The 16,920-nt window shown below is 63.6% G+C and carries 20 protein-coding genes; 16 read left to right on the forward strand and 4 right to left on the reverse strand.

The window, feature by feature from the left end; genetic code table 11:
* The first annotated feature begins 81 nt into the window (after positions 1-81).
* From modA to FJ953_RS03540, 4 genes are all read left to right on the forward strand, one after another.
* Complete coding sequence (gene modA / locus FJ953_RS03525; protein ID WP_140521177.1) at positions 82-876, forward strand: molybdate ABC transporter substrate-binding protein; 795 nt, start codon at positions 82-84, stop codon at positions 874-876.
* 15 nt (positions 877-891) lie between these two features.
* Positions 892-1,596 carry a molybdate ABC transporter permease subunit gene (modB, locus tag FJ953_RS03530; protein WP_140521176.1) on the forward strand — a complete coding sequence of 235 codons (705 nt, stop codon included), beginning with the start codon at positions 892-894 and terminating at the stop codon, positions 1,594-1,596.
* A complete protein-coding gene (gene modC, locus FJ953_RS03535; protein WP_140521175.1) occupies positions 1,593-2,705 on the forward strand; it encodes a molybdenum ABC transporter ATP-binding protein in 1,113 nt (370 codons plus the stop codon). Before modB ends, modC begins: the two co-directional genes overlap by 4 nt.
* Before the next feature lie 91 nt (positions 2,706-2,796).
* Positions 2,797-3,138: a winged helix-turn-helix domain-containing protein gene (locus FJ953_RS03540; RefSeq protein ID WP_140495328.1), complete on the forward strand. Its 342-nt coding sequence runs from the start codon at positions 2,797-2,799 to the stop codon at positions 3,136-3,138.
* 111 nt (positions 3,139-3,249) lie between these two features.
* On the opposite strand, the gene cobF is transcribed toward FJ953_RS03540, so the two are convergent.
* Positions 3,250-4,014, reverse strand: coding sequence for a precorrin-6A synthase (deacetylating) (gene cobF, locus FJ953_RS03545; RefSeq protein ID WP_140495330.1), 765 nt, complete (start codon positions 4,012-4,014; stop codon positions 3,250-3,252).
* Positions 4,015-4,138: 124 nt separating this feature from the next.
* Here cobF and FJ953_RS03550 point away from each other — a divergent pair, with 124 nt between their 5' ends.
* The 8 genes from FJ953_RS03550 to FJ953_RS03585 all read left to right on the forward strand — a co-directional run bounded on the left by FJ953_RS03550 (position 4,139) and on the right by FJ953_RS03585 (position 10,509).
* Complete coding sequence (locus FJ953_RS03550; protein WP_140495332.1) at positions 4,139-5,149, forward strand: DUF4424 domain-containing protein; 1,011 nt, start codon at positions 4,139-4,141, stop codon at positions 5,147-5,149.
* The gene (locus FJ953_RS03555) at positions 5,149-5,667 is read left to right on the forward strand and encodes a dihydrofolate reductase (protein WP_140495334.1); all 519 of its coding nucleotides are present in this window, start codon (positions 5,149-5,151) and stop codon (positions 5,665-5,667) included. The genes FJ953_RS03550 and FJ953_RS03555 overlap by 1 nt, the downstream gene beginning before the upstream one ends.
* Before the next feature lie 166 nt (positions 5,668-5,833).
* Complete coding sequence (gene hflK / locus FJ953_RS03560) at positions 5,834-6,955, forward strand: FtsH protease activity modulator HflK (protein WP_140495337.1); 1,122 nt, start codon at positions 5,834-5,836, stop codon at positions 6,953-6,955.
* Complete coding sequence (locus FJ953_RS03565; RefSeq protein ID WP_140521174.1) at positions 6,955-7,923, forward strand: protease modulator HflC; 969 nt, start codon at positions 6,955-6,957, stop codon at positions 7,921-7,923. Before hflK ends, FJ953_RS03565 begins: the two co-directional genes overlap by 1 nt.
* 6 nt (positions 7,924-7,929) lie before the next feature.
* Positions 7,930-8,118, forward strand: coding sequence for a DUF2065 domain-containing protein (locus tag FJ953_RS03570; RefSeq protein WP_140559552.1), 189 nt, complete (start codon positions 7,930-7,932; stop codon positions 8,116-8,118).
* Between the two features lie 138 nt (positions 8,119-8,256).
* Positions 8,257-9,771 carry a DegQ family serine endoprotease gene (locus FJ953_RS03575; protein ID WP_140559553.1) on the forward strand — a complete coding sequence of 505 codons (1,515 nt, stop codon included), beginning with the start codon at positions 8,257-8,259 and terminating at the stop codon, positions 9,769-9,771.
* A 55-nt stretch (positions 9,772-9,826) separates the two neighbouring features.
* Positions 9,827-10,252 carry a putative toxin-antitoxin system toxin component, PIN family gene (locus FJ953_RS03580; RefSeq protein WP_140495343.1) on the forward strand — a complete coding sequence of 142 codons (426 nt, stop codon included), beginning with the start codon at positions 9,827-9,829 and terminating at the stop codon, positions 10,250-10,252.
* The gene (locus FJ953_RS03585; protein WP_140495345.1) at positions 10,249-10,509 is read left to right on the forward strand and encodes a toxin-antitoxin system HicB family antitoxin; all 261 of its coding nucleotides are present in this window, start codon (positions 10,249-10,251) and stop codon (positions 10,507-10,509) included. The genes FJ953_RS03580 and FJ953_RS03585 overlap by 4 nt, the downstream gene beginning before the upstream one ends.
* On the opposite strand, the gene FJ953_RS03590 is transcribed toward FJ953_RS03585, so the two are convergent.
* Entirely contained in the window at positions 10,510-11,073 is a 564-nt protein-coding gene (locus FJ953_RS03590; protein WP_140623164.1) for a GNAT family N-acetyltransferase, read from the reverse strand. It abuts the gene before it with no gap.
* On the reverse strand, positions 11,070-11,957 hold the full coding sequence (gene serB, locus FJ953_RS03595) for a phosphoserine phosphatase SerB (RefSeq protein ID WP_140516503.1): 888 nt from the start codon (positions 11,955-11,957) through the stop codon (positions 11,070-11,072). The genes FJ953_RS03590 and serB overlap by 4 nt, the downstream gene beginning before the upstream one ends.
* On the opposite strand from serB, the gene miaA reads away from it, so the two are divergent.
* Positions 11,947-12,912, forward strand: a complete 966-nt coding sequence (gene miaA, locus FJ953_RS03600) for a tRNA (adenosine(37)-N6)-dimethylallyltransferase MiaA (protein ID WP_140495863.1) — start codon at positions 11,947-11,949, stop codon at positions 12,910-12,912. The two genes, serB and miaA, sit on opposite strands and share 11 nt — an antisense overlap.
* Positions 12,913-13,018: 106 nt before the next feature.
* Complete coding sequence (locus tag FJ953_RS03605) at positions 13,019-13,810, forward strand: GGDEF domain-containing protein (protein ID WP_140495351.1); 792 nt, start codon at positions 13,019-13,021, stop codon at positions 13,808-13,810.
* A 221-nt stretch (positions 13,811-14,031) separates the two neighbouring features.
* On the opposite strand, the gene FJ953_RS03610 is transcribed toward FJ953_RS03605, so the two are convergent.
* On the reverse strand, positions 14,032-15,864 hold the full coding sequence (locus FJ953_RS03610; protein WP_140553686.1) for an ATP-binding protein: 1,833 nt from the start codon (positions 15,862-15,864) through the stop codon (positions 14,032-14,034).
* 154 nt (positions 15,865-16,018) lie between these two features.
* Between FJ953_RS03610 and FJ953_RS03615 the strand changes: the two genes are divergently transcribed.
* Positions 16,019-16,582: an XRE family transcriptional regulator gene (locus FJ953_RS03615; protein WP_140623166.1), complete on the forward strand. Its 564-nt coding sequence runs from the start codon at positions 16,019-16,021 to the stop codon at positions 16,580-16,582.
* Positions 16,583-16,586: 4 nt separating this feature from the next.
* Positions 16,587-16,895, forward strand: coding sequence for a hypothetical protein (locus tag FJ953_RS03620; protein ID WP_140623168.1), 309 nt, complete (start codon positions 16,587-16,589; stop codon positions 16,893-16,895).
* The last annotated feature ends 25 nt before the right edge of the window (positions 16,896-16,920 follow it).

A 16,920-nucleotide genomic window follows, 5' to 3' on the forward strand; every position in this document is an offset into this window, starting at 1 on the left:
AAAACCTTTCCTTGTTATATTCATCCGGATATATCGGATGGCAGGCTTCGAGCAGGCCGGATGTCAACTCAGGGAGAGTTCATGACGCGCAACGGTTTTGCAGTGGCGGCGGTCGCCATTGGCGGCTTCGCGGCGGCGTGGACGGCAGCAGTGCCGGCGGCGCGCGCGCAAGACGAGGTCGTGGTGTTTGCGGCCGCCAGCCTCAAGGACGCGCTCGACGCGGTCAACAAGGCCTGCGCGGCTGATGTCGGCGAAGCGGCGACCATCTCCTACGCGGCGAGTTCGGCGCTCGCCAAGCAGATCGAAAGCGGCGCGCCGGCGGACGTCTTCATCTCGGCCGATCTCGACTGGATGAAGTATCTTTCCGACAGGAAGCTGACCAAGCCCGCTACCGAAGTGAAGCTGCTCGGCAACCAGATCGTGCTGGTGGCGCCGAAGGATTCGGGCGTTGAAGCCAAGATCGAAAAGGGTTTTGATCTGGCCAAGCTGGTCGGCGACGGCAAGCTCGCCATGGGCGACCTCAAGGCTGTGCCGGCCGGCAAATACGGCAAGGCCGCGCTTGAATCGCTCGGCGTCTGGTCCTCGGTCGAGGGCAAGGTGGCGCAGGCCGAGAATGTGCGTGCGGCACTCAAGCTGGTCTCGACGGGCGAAGCGGCTCTCGGCATCGTCTATGCCACGGACGCGCATGCCGAAAAGGGCGTCAAGGTGGTTGGTGTTTTCCCCGAGGATTCACATCCGCCGATCATCTATCCGGTTGCCCAAACGGCTGATTCGAAGGACAAGGACACGCCTGCCTTCCTGAAGTGCCTGCGGACGGCAAAGGCATCGGATCTATTCAGGGAGCAGGGTTTCACGGTCCTTGCGCCTGTCAACTAGGATAGCCACCTGCGCATGAACTGGCTGCTGGACCTCACTCCCGACGAATGGAATGCGGTCCGGCTGTCCATCAAGGTGGCGACAGTGGCGATGATCGCCAGCCTGCCGCCGGGCATAGCGATAGCGCTGCTCCTGGCGCGCGGCCGCTTCTGGGGCAAGACGCTGCTCAACGGGCTGGTGCACCTGCCGCTGATCGTGCCGCCCGTGGTGACCGGCTATCTCCTGCTTCTGACCTTCGGCAAGCGCGGGCCGGCCGGCGCATTCCTGGCCGAGCATTTCGGCATCGTCTTTTCCTTTCGCTGGACGGGTGCGGCTCTTGCCTGCGGCGTCATGGGTTTTCCGCTGATGGTGCGGGCGATCCGATTGTCGATCGAGGCCGTCGACCGCAAGATGGAGGCGGCGGCCGGAACGCTCGGCGCCAGCCCGCCATGGGTGTTCGGCACCATCACCTTGCCGCTGATCCTGCCCGGGCTGATCGCCGGCGCCATCCTCTCCTTCGCCAAGGCGATGGGCGAGTTCGGAGCGACGATCACCTTCGTCTCCAACATCCCGAACGAGACGCAGACGCTGCCATCGGCAATCTACACGTTCACCCAGGTGCCGGGCGGCGATGCCGGAGCGCTTCGGCTGACGCTGATCTCGATCGTCATCTCGATGGCCGCCCTGGTGGCCTCGGAAGTGTTGGCGCGGCGCGTCGGCCGGCGGATGGACATCGAATGACGGTCCTTGTCGACATCCGCCATCGGCTCGGCGATTTCCCCCTCGACATCCGCTTCGAGAGCGCCGGGCGGCTGACGGCGCTGTTCGGGCCCTCCGGCTCGGGCAAGACGACGCTGATCAATATGATTGCCGGGCTGATCCGGCCCGACCAGGGACGCATCGAGGTCGATGGCCGTGTGCTGGTCGACACGGCCAAGGGCATTTTCGTGCCGAAGCACAGGCGCCGGATCGGCATGGTGTTCCAGGACGCGCGTCTGTTTCCGCATATGAGCGTGGCGAGCAATTTGCGCTATGGCCGCTGGTTCACGCCGGCGGCGGAGCGTTATGCCGAGATCGACGCCGTCGTCGAATTGCTCGGCATCGAGCCGCTGCTGGCGCGGCGGCCGGCAAAGCTCTCGGGCGGCGAGAGGCAGCGCGTCGCGATCGGCCGGGCGCTGCTCGCCAGCCCCCGGCTGTTGCTGATGGACGAGCCGCTGGCCTCGCTCGACGAGGCGCGCAAGGCCGAAATCCTGCCCTATGTCGAGCGCCTGCGCGACGAGACCAAGATCCCGATCGTCTATGTCAGCCATTCGATCGCCGAGGTGGCGCGGCTGGCGAGCGACGTGGTGATGCTGGCGCGAGGCAAGCTTGCCGCCAGCGGCCCGACCACGGCTGTCATGCAAAGGCCGGACCTTCTGCCGGCGGAGGAGCGCGGCGAGGGCGGCGCGGTGCTGGACACCAGCGTACTGCAGCATGACGAGGTTTTCGGCATGACGGTGCTTGGCTCGAACGCCGGCGAGATACGCGTGCCCAAGCTGGCGGCGATGGTGGGCGCGCCGGTGCGTATCCGCGTCCGCGCGCGCGACGTCATGATCGCCACCGAACGGCCGTCGGGTCTCAGCGCGCTCAACATCCTGGCCGGCACGATCGTCGCGATCAGGCCGGGCGAGGGGCCGACGGTCGAGATCGGTATCGACTGCAACGGCGCGACCGTGCTGGCACGGGTCACCGAACAGTCGCGGCAGGTTCTGAAGCTGCGGCTCGGCGGACAGGTCTTCGCCGTGATCAAGACGGTGAGTTTCGACCAGGCAAACACCGGGGGCGGGCTGCCCGCGGAGGCGGACGGCTGAGACGACGAGCGGGTCTCTGCGCTATATCGATTTGGAATAGCGAGGCCGCCAGGGACGCTCTAACATGGCGGCGTGATCGCGGAGGAAGACAATGCCGTCGCTGAGCTTGCGGATAAACCTCGACCCCGACGGGCGCATCGGGCCGGGCAAGATCGAATTGCTGGAGCAGATCGCCGCCTTCGGTTCGATCTCGGCCGCCGCGCGCGGCATGGAGATGTCCTACAAGCATGCGTGGGACTTGGTCGAGGACATGAACCGGGTGTTCGGCAAGCCGCTGGTGGCCGCGCAGACCGGCGGCCGCAAGGGCGGCGGCGCGCAACTGACGGCGGTGGGCCTGGCCGTAGTCAGCCGTTTCCGCGCCATCGAACGCGCGGCGGCTTCGGCGGCCGCGACGCATATGGAGGCGTTGCAGGCGGAGATTGAGGAGGGGTAGGGCAGTAGGGCAGTAGGGCAGTAGGGCAGACCAACTCGGGCGCGTCGAATTTTTCGTGTGCTTTCTTGTGTTCCGGCTCCCGATGTCTCGTTCACTTACTGCCTTACTGCCCTACTCCCCTACCTTCCTCAGCACGTACGTATCCATGATCCAGCCCTTTTCCCCGCGGGCCTGCTCGCGGATTTTCTCGATTTCGGCGCCGACGTCGCGGAGGCGGCCGGAGACGATGATTTCGTCCGGCGTGCCGAGATAGGCGCCCCATTGGATGAAAAGATCCTGGTCGGCGAGCGTGTTGAAGGCGCATTTGCCGTCAAGCATGACGACGGCGCTGCCGGCATTTTGCGGCATACCTTCTTCCGTCAACCGGCGGCCGGTGGTGATCAGGATGGAATCGCCGATGCGGTTCAGCGCTGTCGCGTGGCTGGCGGCGAGCGCCTGGATGGCGGTGATGCCGGGAATAACCTCCAGTTCGAAGGCGACGTTGCCCCTGAGGCGTACGCGCTCCAGGATGCGCAGCGCGCTGTCGTAGAGCGAGGGGTCGCCCCAGATCAGGAAGGCGCCGCAACCATCCTCGGCGATCTCTTCGCGGATCAGGTCTTCATAGATGGCGGCGATTGCCTCGTGCCAGTCATCGACAGTCGAGCGATAGGAAGGCGCCGGTTCGGCCCGCACGGGCACGTCGAATTCCACGCGGCGTGAATTCGGGTTGGTGACGAAGCGGTCGCAGATGTGACGGCGCAGTTCGGCAAGATCGTTCTTCTTCGCACCCTTGTCGGGGATGAACAGCACGTCGGCCCGATTGAGGCCGTCTATGGCCTGCACGGTCATATGGTCGGGATTGCCGGCGCCGATGCCGATGACGAGAAGCTTGCGCATGAAGCGAACTCCTGCCCGATCGCAACCCTTTAGTCCAGACTGGCGTGGCGCGGATGCGGAAGGGCTTTGAAACGCCACGTTGAAACCGCTAGGGTCATCGCGACATTCTCGCCGAGGGGCTTTCATGTTGCGATATGTTCTGACGGCGGTGCTGGCCTTGTCGGCCGCACCCGCGTTCGCCAATGATTCCGTTGCCGAACTCGGCACCGGCGGCCTGGTGCTGTCGCGCAGCGATGCCGTGGCGATGCAGAGCGAGGACCTCTTCATCTCGCCGGAAAAGGTGACCGTGGATTACGTCTTCCACAACAACACCGATAAGGACGTCGACGCGATCGTCGCCTTCCCAATGCCCGACATCTCCGGCGATCCCGAGGAGATGCCGGCGATCCCCGAAAACCAGAGCGACAATTTCCTTGGCTTCGAGGTGACGATCGACGGCGTGGCGGCAAAGCCTGAGCTCGAGCAGAAGGCGTTCGCGCTCGGCATCGACATCGGTGCCGACCTGAAGGCGCAGAACGTGCCTTTCAACCCATTCGGCGAAGCGGCAAAGGCGGCGCTCGGGAAGCTGCCGCAAACGGTGGCGGACGACTGGGTCACCCGCGGCATCATCATCGAGGACACTGTCGATGACAGCCCTGGCGCGAAACCCAATTATGCACCGTTCTGGCAATTGCGCTCGACCTATTGGTGGCGCTCGACCTTTCCGGCCAACAAGGACGTCCACGTTTCCCACCGCTACAAACCGAGCGTCGGCGGCACCTCGTCGGTCAGCTTCTTCTACGACGGCAAGTTCCAGGGACAGTACGCCGCCTACAAGTCCCGCTACTGCATGGACGACACGTTCGAGAACGCAGTGCGCAAGGCTGCCAAGAACGATCCCGACGGCTATCCAAAATATTACGAGAGCCGCATCGCCTACATCCTGACCACCGGCGGCAACTGGGCGGCCGGCAGCATCGGCAAGTTCAAGCTGACCGTCGACAAGGGCAATCCCAAAGCCCTGGTCTCGTTCTGCGGCGACAATGTCAGGAAGGTCGGGCCGACGAGTTTCGAGATGACGGCTGAGGACTTCTATCCAGAGCGCGACATCGACATCCTTATCCTCGATCCATCCGACAATGGGAACGGCAACTGATGCACGTGGCAATCTATGTCGCCATCGCCGAGAACGGCGTCATCGGGCGGGACGGGGGGCTGCCCTGGCGGCTTTCCACCGATCTCAAGCGCTTCAAGGCAGACACGATGGGCAAGCCTATCATCATGGGCCGCAGGACCTATGAAGGCATCGGCCGGCCGCTGCCGGGCAGGCTGAACATCGTTGTCACCCGTGACAAGACCTGGCGCGCCGACGGCGTCGAGGTGGCGCATACGCTTGAGAACGCGATCCAGCTGGCTGATGTGCGGGGGCGCTGCATGAGCGGGGTGGACGAGGTCTGCGTGATCGGCGGCGGCGAAATCTATGCGCAGGCGCTACCGCTAGCCGACCGGCTGCATGTCACCCATGTGCTGGCCGCTGTCGACGGCGACGCGCATTTCCCGCCGATCGATCCGAAACGCTGGCGCGAAGTCAGTTCGCAGGAGATCCCGGTCGGCGAAAAGGACAGCCACGCGACGCGCTATACGGTTTACGAGCGACGCCGCGAGAGCCATTGAAAGAAAAAAGGCGTTTAAAGACGACAAAGGGTCGCGACCGGCCCAAAACCGATGATGCCGGCAGAGCATCGCGTTGAAAGCATGCCGTGGCGTCCCTATAGAAGAACAAGACTGGATTTGCGCCGAAATTCCGGCGCTTGAGGGAATTCCAAGCGAAAGGACATTCATGCCCTGGAACGACAAAGGTGGCGGTGGCGGCGGCCCATGGGGCGGCGGCGGCAACAATCAGGGACCCTGGGGGCAGGGACCGAAGGGGCCAAGCGGACCGCAAGGCTCGCCTCCCGACCTCGAGGACATCATCCGCCGTGGCCAGGACAGGCTGCGGCGTGCGTTGCCCGGCGGTGGCGGCGCCAGTCCGGCCATATTCGGGCTGATCGGCGCGGCGCTGGTCGTGCTATGGGCGTTCCAGGCAGTCTACACCGTGCAGCCCGATGAGGTCGCGGTCGAGCTGCGCTTCGGCAAGCCGAAGGCCGAGCTGTCGCAGCCCGGCCTGCATTTCCACTGGTGGCCGCTCGAAACCGTCGAAACGGCCAAGATTTCCGAGCAGCTCGTCGACATTGGCGGTGGCGCCTCCAGCGGCAACACGTCGGGGCTGATGCTTTCGGGCGACCAGAACATCGTCAACGTGCAGTTCTCGGTCGCCTATCAGGTCTCCGATCCCCGCGCCTATCTGTTCGACGTCTCCGACCCGGACGGCATGCTGAGGCAGGTCGCCGAGAGCGCGATGCGCGAGGCCGTCGGCCGCAGGCCGGCGCAGGACATCTTCCGTGACGATCGCCAGGGCATAGCGGCTTCGGTGCGCGAGATCATCCAGACCACGCTCGACGGCTACAAGGCCGGGCTTCAGGTCAACGCCATCTCGATCGAGGACGCGGCGCCGCCCCGTGAGGTCGCCGACGCCTTCGACGAGGTGCAGCGCGCCGAGCAGGACGAGGATAAGTTCGTCGAGCAGGCCAACCAGTACTCCAACCAGAAGCTCGGCCAGGCACGCGGCGAGGCCGCACAGGTCCGCGAAGACGCGGCCGCCTACAAGAACCGGGTGGTGCAGGAGGCCGAAGGTGAGGCCCAGCGCTTCATCTCCGTCTATGACGAATATGCCAAGGCGCCCGACGTGACGCGCAAGCGGCTTTACCTGGAAACGATGGAGAAGGTGCTGAAGGACTCCGGCAAGGTGATCGTCGAGCAAGGCAACGGGCAGGGGGTTGTCCCTTATCTGCCGCTGCCGGCATTGCAGCAGAAAGCGCCGGCTCCGGCTCCGCTTGGCGCGACGACGGGAGGTAACCAGTGATGGCCAACCGTCTTCCCGTCATCGTCGTCATCGCGGCGGTCATCCTGTTCCTGCTCTATTCGTCGGTCTTCGTGGTCAATGCGCGCCAGCAGGCGCTGGTGCTGAGGTTCGGCGAGATCGTCGACGTCAAGACCGAACCCGGCATCTACTTCAAGGCGCCGTTCTCGTTCTTCGACGCCGACACGGTGCAGTTGATCGAGAACCGGGTGCTGCGCTTCGACCTCGACAACATCCGCGTCCAGGTCTCGGGCGGCAAGTTCTATGAGGTCGATGCCTTCATCGCCTACCGAATCTCGGATCCGCGTGTCTTCCGTGCCGCCGTATCCGGCCAGATCGAGCTCGCCGAAGCCCGGCTGAGGACGCGTCTCGACGCTGCCTTGCGCCGGGTCTACGGTCTGCGAGACTTCGAGGCCGCCCTTTCGGAGGAGCGCGCGGTGATGATGCGCGAAGTGCGCGATCAGCTACGGCCCGACGCCACCTCGCTCGGCCTGCAGATCGAGGATGTCCGCATCCGCCGCACCGACCTCACCGCCGAAGTCTCGCAGCAGACCTTCGATCGCATGAAGGCGGAACGTCTGGCTGAGGCCGAAAGGCTGAGGGCGCGCGGCAATGAGGCGGCGCAGCGCATCAAGGCCCGCGCCGACCGTGAGGTGGTCGAGATCATCGCGGAAGCGCAGAAGGAGTCCGAAATCCTGCGCGGCGAGGGCGAGGCGCAGCGCAGCGCCACCTTTGCCGAGGCTTATCAGCGCGATCCGGCGTTCTTCGATTTCTACCGGTCGATGAACGCCTATGGCACGGCGCTGGACAACACCGGCACGACAATGGTGCTGTCGCCGAATTCGGAGTTCTTCCGTTTCTTCCGCGACCCTGACGGAAAGGAGGCGCCGGCAAGGCCGGCGGCTCCGCAACCGGCACCTCCTGCCGCACCGGCGACCGCACCCGCAACTTCGCCCGGCACCGGCCAGTAGCGGCCGGTGCAGGATTTCTTGGCGGCAATAGGCCTGGTCCTCGTCATTGAGGGCTTGGTCTATGGCGGCTTTCCCGGTTTCGCCAGGAAACTGGCGGGCGAGGTGCTGTCATTGCCGGAGAATGCATTGCGGATTGCCGGGCTGGTGGCGATTGGCGCCGGCGTCGGTATCGTCTGGCTGGTCCGCGGCGGCTAGGGGGGTGTGCAAAAACGCGGGATTTACACTCTGCCAATAGCCATAGCCGCAAACGTGCCCTATTTCTTGCCATCATGGCGCGACACGGCGTTTCCGTCGAAGCGCTTTTCTCTTTCAGAAGTGCCGGGAGGCTTCTCGATGACATCCAACACCCTTTTGCGCGCGGTTCGACGCACGTTCGTCGCTGGCGCGGCAGCGCTTCTTCTGGGCACCGTGGCCGTTCCGGCCTTCGTGACGTCGACAATGGCCGCCGACGGGCCTGCTTCGGTGGCCGACCTGGCGCAAGGCCTGCTCGGCGCGGTGGTCAACATCTCGACGTCGCAGACGGTGAAGGGCACGGAAGGTCCGGGCGCGGTGCCGATGCCGCAGCTTCCCGAAGGCTCGCCGTTCCAGGATTTCTTCGACGATTTCTTCAAGAACCGTGGCGGCGACAAGGACAATGGCTCGCAGAAAGTGCAGTCGCTCGGCTCCGGTTTCGTCATCGACGCCGAGCAGGGCATCGTCGTCACCAACAACCATGTCATCGCCGATGCCGACGATATCGAGGTCAATTTCTCCGATGGAGTCACGCTGAAGGCGACGCTGGTCGGCACCGACACCAAGACCGATGTCGCGGTGCTCAAGGTCGATCCGAAGGGCCACAAGCTGACGGCGGTGAAGTTCGGCGATTCCACCAAGATGCGCGTCGGCGACTGGGTGATGGCGATCGGCAATCCGTTCGGCCTCGGCGGCACGGTCACGGTCGGCATCGTCTCGGCGCGTAACCGCGACATCAATTCAGGCCCCTATGACGATTTCATCCAGACCGATGCCGCGATCAACCGCGGCAATTCGGGCGGGCCGCTGTTCAACAGCGCCGGCGAGGTCATCGGCATCAACACGGCGATCATTTCGCCGTCCGGCGGCTCGATCGGCATCGGCTTCTCCATCCCCTCGCAGCTCGCATCGGGCGTTGTCGAGCAACTGCGCCAATATGGCGAAACGCGGCGCGGCTGGCTTGGCGTGCGCATCCAGCCGGTGACCGACGATATTGCCGAGAGCCTCGGCATGGCGACCGCCAAGGGTGCGCTGGTCGCCGGCGTCATCAAGGGTGGACCGGTCGACAACGGCACCATCCAGGCCGGCGACGTGATCATCAAGTTCGACGGCAAGGACATCCACGAAATGCGCGACCTGCCGCGTGTGGTCGCGGAGAGCCCGGTCGGCAAGGCGGTCGACGTGCTGATCGTGCGCAAGGGTGTCGAGCAAACGGTGAAGGTAACACTTGGCCGGCTCGAGGACAGCGAGAAGCTCGCCAGCGGCGAAAACGGCAACACCGACCAGGACAAAGGCGACAAGGCGCCGGCGGTTTCGACGGCCTCGGTGCTCGGCATGACCGTCGGCGAATTGAACGACGATACGCGCAAGAAGTTCAGCATCGCCGCCGATGTTTCGGGCGTCGTCATCACCGATGTCGCCAAGGATTCGGCCGCGGCTGAACGCGGCATCCAGCCGGGCGAGGTGATCACCGAAATTGCACAGGAATCGGTTGCCACGCCCAAGGATGTGATGGACCGGATCGGCGCGCTGAAGGAGCAGGGACGCAAGAACGCACTGTTGATGCTGGCGTCCAAGACCGGTGAGCTGAGGTTTGTGACGATCCGGATGGACTGAGGATCGCTAACGATGGTCATATTGTAACATCCCATGGGATGTACTATTTTGACTTGTGAGGCGGATCGTACTGGACACAAACGTTTTGACGGCAGGCTTGCGAAGCAGGAATGGCGCGTCTTTCGCCATCCTGCAGCTGATTGCGGATCGGCAAATTCGCCCATTAGTGACGACAGCGCTGTTTCTTGAATATGAAACCGTGCTGGCCAGACCCGAGCAGGTGGCGGCTCACGGGTTGTCCGCGCCGGATCTGGGCCGTTTGCTGGCCGGCTTTGCATTGCTGGCTGAGCCGGTCGAGCTGCACTTTCTCTGGCGGCCGCAATTGAACGATCCGAAGGATGAGATGGTGCTTGAAGCAGCGATCAACGGCCGGGCCGATGCGTTGGTGACTCACAATCGCCGGGACTTCCTAGCTGCGGCAGGCCGTTTTGATGTACTGCTTGTGAGCCCGGCCGAGTTCTTGGAAGGACTTCGTACATGAGCAAAGCGACTTATCCGCTGAAACTGCCACAGTCGGTTAAGGAAGCAGCCGCGCGCCTCGCGAAGGCCGATGGCGTGTCGCTCAATCAATGGATTGCGTCGGCTGTGGCGCAAAAGGTCGGGGCAATGGAAGCGGCAGCTGACTTCCTGCGTCGTCGTGCCGGCGACGCGTCACCGGGCGATTTCGCGAAAATGCTGGGGCGGGTCGCAGACAGATCGCCACAGTCCGGCGACGAATTTCCACCTGACAGGCATTGATCAGCGACGATTCTTCCGCCAATCCGCGCTCGTCAGCCTGTAGAACACATGCCTCTTCAGCTCCGGGTGGCTGTCGGGAATGCCGGGGTGGTCGAAGTTGGCCGAGGGATCGGCGGTCATGCCGAGGCGCTTCATGACGGCAGTGGAGCGGCGGTTGTTCTCGACCGCGAAGGAGACGATCTCGCCAAGGCCGAGTTTTTCGAAGCCGTAGGCCAGCCATGCCTCGGCAGCTTCCGTGACATAACCCTTGCCCCAGAATTCGGGCGCCAGCCGCCAGCCGACCTCAACGGTCCCGGCGGGAAGGAACGGCAGATGGTCGGTCCCGGTGATACCGACAAAGCCGATGCATTGACCTGATGCGGCGACCTTGGCGGCGGCAAAGCCATAGCCGTCCCGATCGATGATGGCCCGCAGTTCGTCCATCTTGGCGTCTGCTGCGGCGCGGCCGCGACGGAAGGGGAAGAACTCCATCACGCGTTCATCGGAATTGATGCGATGGAACAGCTCCCGGTCGCGATCCTCCCAGTTGCGCAGGATCAGGCGCTCGGTGCGCATTGGTTTCATTGGACGAACTCTTCCTGCCCGTAGCCTTGCAGATAGAGCAATGCGGTCAGGTCGCCATGGTCGATGCGAACCTTTGCCTGTGCAGCCACCATCGGTTTGGCATGCAGCGCAACACCGGTGCCGGCAAGGCGGATCATGTCGAGATCGTTGGCCCCGTCGCCGACAGCAATGGCATCGGCCGGGGTGAGGCCGAGACGCGCCGTGATCTCGATCAGCGCCTCGGCCTTGGCGGCGCGGCCGAGGATCGGCTCGCCGACCAACCCGGCAAAGAGGCCATCCTGTTCGAGCAGGCGGTTGGCGCGGTTTTCATGGAAGCCGAGCATGGCGGCGATGCGTGAGGTAAAGACCTCGAAGCCGCCCGAGACTAGTGCGGTCCAGGCGCCGTTGGCCCGCATCGTCTGCACCAGCGCGCGGCCGCCGGAGGCCAATGTCAACCGGTTGGCAACGATCAGATCGACCACGGCCGCATCGAGCCCCTTGAGCAACGCCACGCGCTCGCGCAGGGCGGGCTCGAAGGCGATCTCGCCATTCATCGATCGTGCGGTGATCGCCGCGACGTGCTCCTTGACGCCGATCTCGTCGGCTAGCTCGTCGATGCATTCCTGGTCGATCATGGTCGAATCCATGTCGGCGATGAGGATCTTCTTGCGGCGCGTTGCCGACTGCTGGACGATCACGTCGATCGGCTCGGCGGCCAGCGCCGCGCGCAGATTGGCGGCCGCCTCGTCGGCTTGTGCATTCGCTGGCAGTGCGAGATCGCAGGCAATGTCTTCGGCCATCCAGCGAACAGTGCTTGCGCCCACCGACCGTGAGGCCATATTCGCAAGCGATGGCGACAAGGCACGATCGGCGGGATGGGAAACAAGCGTGGCGATAAGCGGCATCGATAATTCCGGTGCGGATGCGGGCGAAGGCCGCGTGAAGAATGCGATCCTGATAGCCGGGCCGACCGCCAGCGGCAAGTCGGCGCTGGCGCTCGACCTGGCCGAACGTATAGGCGGCGTGATCGTCAACACCGATTCCATGCAAGCCTATTCGGTTCTCGACGTGTTGACTGCCCGGCCGGAGGCGGCGGACCTCGCTCGGGCACCGCATTATCTCTATGGGCATGTCCATCCCGGCACCGCCTACTCGACCGGGGCGTGGCTGCGCGACGTGACGAGGCTGATCGAAGACGGCGCGCTCTCGCGGCGACCGATCTTCGTCGGCGGCACCGGCCTTTACTTTCGCGCCTTGGCCGAGGGCATTTCGGAAATGCCCGACATTCCGCGGCAGGTACGCGACCGTTGGCGCTACGAGTTGAAGGAGCAAGGCGCCGTCAAACTGCATGGCATCCTGATGCGCGAGGATTCCAGAGCAGCCATGCAGTTGAAGCCCACGGACAGCCAGCGCATCGTGCGGGCGCTCGAAGTGCTCGACGCATCCGGCCGCTCGATCCTGGACTGGCAGGCCGCGCGGGGCCGGCCGCTCATCGACAGACAGACGGCCCGCTTCTTCGTCATCGAGCCGGACCGGGCCGCGCTGGTCGGACGCATCGAAAGGCGTTTCGACCAGATGCTGGCCAAGGGCGCACTGGACGAAGTCAGGCAACTCGCATCGCTTCGTCTCGATCCGCAATTGCCGGCGATGAAGGCGATCGGCGTTCGCGAACTGCAAGCGGCGATGGCCGGACAATCGGGTTTTCCCGAGGCGATTGAGCGCGCCAAGATCGCAACCAGGCAATATGCCAAGCGGCAGACGACCTGGTTTCGGCACCAGCTAGGACCGGAATGGCAAAGATTGCATCCTGGTGACGATATCGAAACCACGATCCAAACGCTTGTTGCTAATGCAACCTAGAAAGCCTTTCCTTCACGGAAAGGTTCTCGTTGTGGTTGTCCAAATTAACCCTCCGTAAGGCCCGCCATGCCATAAGGTAGATGGGCATTTTTCCATCGGGGAGCAGATGCGTTTCCACAAGGCGGAATCGGCGTTTTTCGTCTTTATCTTCGTGATCCTGGCCGCCGGCCTGGTGACGCTGCATGCCTATGGACTGCTGCAATCCTTTGCCACCGAACTGCACACGGCCTCCGGCCTGGACAAGGTCATCTACCTCAACAAGCTGCTTTTCGCGACGGGCGTGCTGCTCGCGACCGCGCTGTTCTTCGGCATCTTCTTCATCTACCCGCTGATCCGCAGGCAGGCGACGGAGGAAGGCAAGCTGCGGGCCATGACCGTGTCACTGAGCGCCCGCTCCGAGACGTTCGAACATGCGGCGCTGACAGATAGCCTGACCGGCATGCAGAACCGGCGCTATTTCGACGACGCGCTGAAGGAATATCTCGAGGAGTTCAAGCGCATCGAGAAACCCGTCGGGCTGATGATCCTGGACCTCGATCATTTCAAGCAGGTCAACGATACACACGGCCACGACGTCGGCGACGAGGTGCTCAAGGCCGTCGCCAGCTGTCTCAAGGACATGACGCGCTACCATGACGTGGTGGCGCGATTGGGCGGCGAGGAATTCGCCGTGGTCACGCCCAACATGGAGGCGGAATTGTTGTCGAAATTCGCCGAGCGTATCCGCAAGGCGATCGCCAACATGTCGGTTCTCTCCGGCAATGTCCGGCTCAAGATCACCACCAGCGTCGGCCTTGCCGTTTGGGACCGCAAGGAGACGGCGGAAGAATTCTATCGCCGCGCCGACCGCCAGCTCTACGAGGCCAAGAGGCAAGGCCGCAACCGCGTCTGCGCCTGAAATCCCGAAGAAGAATTCACGAGGCCGGTTGCCTGACGCGGCTTTTTCGACTTCCGGTGCTCACGGACTGAATGTCCGCTCCGCTCCGGCTTCTCGAAACCACGCCATTCAATCCGGCCTGATGAATTCCCTTTCGGGATTTGACCAAGCTGGTTCGATGATGTGAAGCCTTTGGAAGCTTGTGTGCGGCTTCCCGGCCGGTCGTCAGAGAGCTTGCAGGCTCAATCGTTCTGGGGGCGCATGCCGAAGGTGGCGGGCTTTAGGCCGTAGCGCATGTCGAAATCATCGTCCGATTGCACGCGTGCGGCCGGCGGCTTGCGGTAGTCGGGATCGCCAGCCTGGCGGCCAGAATCGACCACTTCGGCAAAGGCCATCGCCTGCTGCTGCGGCTTTGGAACGTTGCGAAGCCGTTCCACTATCGTCACCAGATCGACATCGTCGCCGGTTTTCGACGACATGGCTTGTTCGCGCTTCGCCGTGCCGGGGATCAGTTCAGCCGGCAGTCTCTCGAACTTCAGCCGCATCGTCGTGGCCACGCCTTCGCCGAAGGCGATGGCTTCGCGCTGGCCCATGGACGACAGGAAAGCAAGCGTGGAGGCGGACGAGTCGGCGATGGCCGAGCGGATGATCGCCTGGTCTTGCTCATTGGCGAGCCGCATGGCGAAAAAAGTCGAGCATTGCGACAGGATGGTCGGGTCAAGTTCGCCCGGGCGTTGGGTGACGACGCCGAGATAGCAGCCATACTTGCGGCCTTCCTTGGCAATGCGCGACAGCGCGTGCCTTGTCGGCGCGAAGCCGAGGCGCGCATCGGCCGGCATGTAGCGATGCGCTTCTTCGCACAGCAATAGGAGCTGCAGCTTGCCCTCGCTCCACAGCGCAAGGTCGAACGCCAGGCGCGCCAGCACCGAACAGACGGAATTGACCACTTCGGACGGCATGCCGGCCATTTCGAAACAGGTCACAGGGCGGCCGTTATGCGGCACGCGGAAGATGTTGCCGATCGTCTCGTGGATGGTGTCCTCGATCAGGCGCGAGTTGAACATGAAACGGTAGCGCGGATCGGCTGCCGCCGATTCGATGCGCGTCTTCAGCGATTTGAGCGTCGGGCGCTCGTTCTTGCTTTCGAGCATGCCCATGCGCTCGTCAATCTGCTTGAGCAGATCGGCAATGCGGTAGGGCACTGGCGTATCGGCGGTCAGCGCATCGCTGCCGCGCCTGAGATAGGCACCGGAATTGGGGTTGCGATAGAGGTTTTTGGCGAGCGGAATGAGGTCGCGCAGCGCATCGATCTCGTCGGGCACGGTCTCGCGGCCGCGAAATAGAACCTCGGCGAATTCCTCGAGCCGGAACATCCAGAACGGAAGGTCGAGCGTCTTGGAATCGACCTTGACGCAATATTCGGGCAGCGACGCGGCGAATTCATTGTGCGGATCGAGGATCAGGATGCGCAGATCCGGCCGCGCCGCGATCGATTTGCGCAGCAGCAGCGAGACGGCGGTGGACTTGCCGACGCCGGTGGTGCCGACAATGGCAAAGTGGCGCGCCAGCGTGTCGTCGATGGCGATGTTGGCGGCGATCGCCTCGTCCTGCGACAGCGAGCCGATGGTGATCGAATGACGCCCGGCCAGATCGTAGACGGCCTGCAGGTCACGGCTGCGGATGCGGTGCGCGATGGCGCCTATATGGGGATAGGTGGTGATGCCGCGGTCGAAGATCGGCTTGGAGCCGGGTTCGGCGCCGTCGCGCACTTCGCCGATCAGCTCGATGCTGACCTCGATGGCGTTCTGGCCTTCGCTGTTCCAGGCGCGATCCGACTTGCCGATCGCATAGACCAGGCCGACGGTGCGTGTCGTGCCGAGATTGACCGAGATCATCTTGCCGACCGTCCACAGGCCGGTCACCGCGCCGTCGACGTCGTCCGCAAAGGCGCTGATGGTGGCGCGGGCGCCGTCGCATTGCACGACATTGCCCAGGATGCGCCTGTCGTTCTGTTCGGCGTTGCGGCGCTCCTGCGATGTCGGTTCTCCGACCGAGGCTTCGCGTTCGACATACATGGACAGGCCAATCCCCATTTTCCCTCACGTCGAAGCCTACAGGAACGGGGTTAAGGTCGAGTGTGGCCGGATGGTGTAGGGAGGATTAAGAAGCCGGCGAAAATTGTCGCGACAAGGCTCTTTTCCAGTTATCAGTTTTCGCTATAATAGACGAATGAATGATATAGCGAACGATATCTCCTCCACAATCGGCAGACGGATACACGCCGAGAGGACGATACGGGACTGGTCCCTGGCCGAACTCGCCGAGCGCTCCGGCGTCTCCAAAGCCATGCTGAGCACGATCGAGCGCGGCATGACCAGCCCGACGGCAGCGCTCCTGGTGCGGATCGCCGCCGCCTTCGGCATGACGCTGTCGACCCTTATCGCACGCGCGGAATTGCAGGGCGGCGGCTTGCTGCGGGCGAGCGACCAGCCCGTCTGGCGCGATCCCGACACCGGCTATGTCAGGCGGCATCTTTCGCCGGCCGGCGACATGCCGCTCGAACTGATCAGGGTTCATCTGCCGGCGGGCGCCAAGGTCAGCCTGCCCGCGGCATCCTACGCCTTCATCAAACAGCAGATATGGCTGATCTCCGGACGGCTGGAATTCACCGAGGGCGATCTGGTGCACAGGCTCGAGCCCGGCGACTGTCTGGCGCTTGGCGCGCCGTCGGACTGCACCTTCCATGCACTCGAGGCGGGCGCCGACTATCTCGTCGCGCTGGTCAGGGCCTGACATCATGCCGAGACGTCCAAAGCGCTCCCACAATGGGGGACCGCCGCTCGACGACTACAAGGGGCCGCCATGGGGCAAGGGCGATCCTTATATTTTCCTGGCCTGGCAGGCCGCGCATGCCAAGGCGTGGAAAGCACCGAGCCGCGACGTCATGCTGATGCGCGTGGACAAGGCGGAACGGCTGGGACTTACCTATGAGGAATACACGCTCGAACTCCTCGAACGCGGACGCCACCTTCAGGAAGAGGACACCGAACGCATCGCCGCGATCAAGACGGCGCGCAAGGGAAAGCGATTCAGCGCTTTCGATTGACGCCAGTTCGACCGTATCGATCCTT

Origin of the sequence: Mesorhizobium sp. B2-3-6 (assembly GCF_006442305.1) — a bacterium.
In the GTDB taxonomy this organism is placed as follows: Bacteria; Pseudomonadota; Alphaproteobacteria; order Rhizobiales; family Rhizobiaceae; genus Mesorhizobium.

Bases quoted from the DNA above. Each gene is read 5' to 3' on its own strand.
- serB (WP_140516503.1), bottom strand. From the start codon at position 11,957: ATGCCGCTTATCGCCACGCTTGTTTCCCATCCCGCCGATCGTGCCTTG.
- FJ953_RS03565 (WP_140521174.1), top strand. From the start codon at position 6,955: ATGGCCAACCGTCTTCCCGTCATCGTCGTCATCGCGGCGGTCATCCTG.
- FJ953_RS03620 (WP_140623168.1), top strand. From the start codon at position 16,587: ATGCCGAGACGTCCAAAGCGCTCCCACAATGGGGGACCGCCGCTCGAC.
- modB (WP_140521176.1), top strand. From the start codon at position 892: ATGAACTGGCTGCTGGACCTCACTCCCGACGAATGGAATGCGGTCCGG.
- modA (WP_140521177.1), top strand. From the start codon at position 82: ATGACGCGCAACGGTTTTGCAGTGGCGGCGGTCGCCATTGGCGGCTTC.
- FJ953_RS03575 (WP_140559553.1), top strand. From the start codon at position 8,257: ATGACATCCAACACCCTTTTGCGCGCGGTTCGACGCACGTTCGTCGCT.
- FJ953_RS03550 (WP_140495332.1), top strand. From the start codon at position 4,139: ATGTTGCGATATGTTCTGACGGCGGTGCTGGCCTTGTCGGCCGCACCC.
- FJ953_RS03585 (WP_140495345.1), top strand. From the start codon at position 10,249: ATGAGCAAAGCGACTTATCCGCTGAAACTGCCACAGTCGGTTAAGGAA.
- FJ953_RS03615 (WP_140623166.1), top strand. From the start codon at position 16,019: ATGAATGATATAGCGAACGATATCTCCTCCACAATCGGCAGACGGATA.
- FJ953_RS03540 (WP_140495328.1), top strand. From the start codon at position 2,797: ATGCCGTCGCTGAGCTTGCGGATAAACCTCGACCCCGACGGGCGCATC.
- cobF (WP_140495330.1), bottom strand. From the start codon at position 4,014: ATGCGCAAGCTTCTCGTCATCGGCATCGGCGCCGGCAATCCCGACCAT.
- FJ953_RS03590 (WP_140623164.1), bottom strand. From the start codon at position 11,073: ATGAAACCAATGCGCACCGAGCGCCTGATCCTGCGCAACTGGGAGGAT.
- FJ953_RS03605 (WP_140495351.1), top strand. From the start codon at position 13,019: ATGCGTTTCCACAAGGCGGAATCGGCGTTTTTCGTCTTTATCTTCGTG.
- modC (WP_140521175.1), top strand. From the start codon at position 1,593: ATGACGGTCCTTGTCGACATCCGCCATCGGCTCGGCGATTTCCCCCTC.
- hflK (WP_140495337.1), top strand. From the start codon at position 5,834: ATGCCCTGGAACGACAAAGGTGGCGGTGGCGGCGGCCCATGGGGCGGC.
- FJ953_RS03610 (WP_140553686.1), bottom strand. From the start codon at position 15,864: ATGTATGTCGAACGCGAAGCCTCGGTCGGAGAACCGACATCGCAGGAG.
- FJ953_RS03555 (WP_140495334.1), top strand. From the start codon at position 5,149: ATGCACGTGGCAATCTATGTCGCCATCGCCGAGAACGGCGTCATCGGG.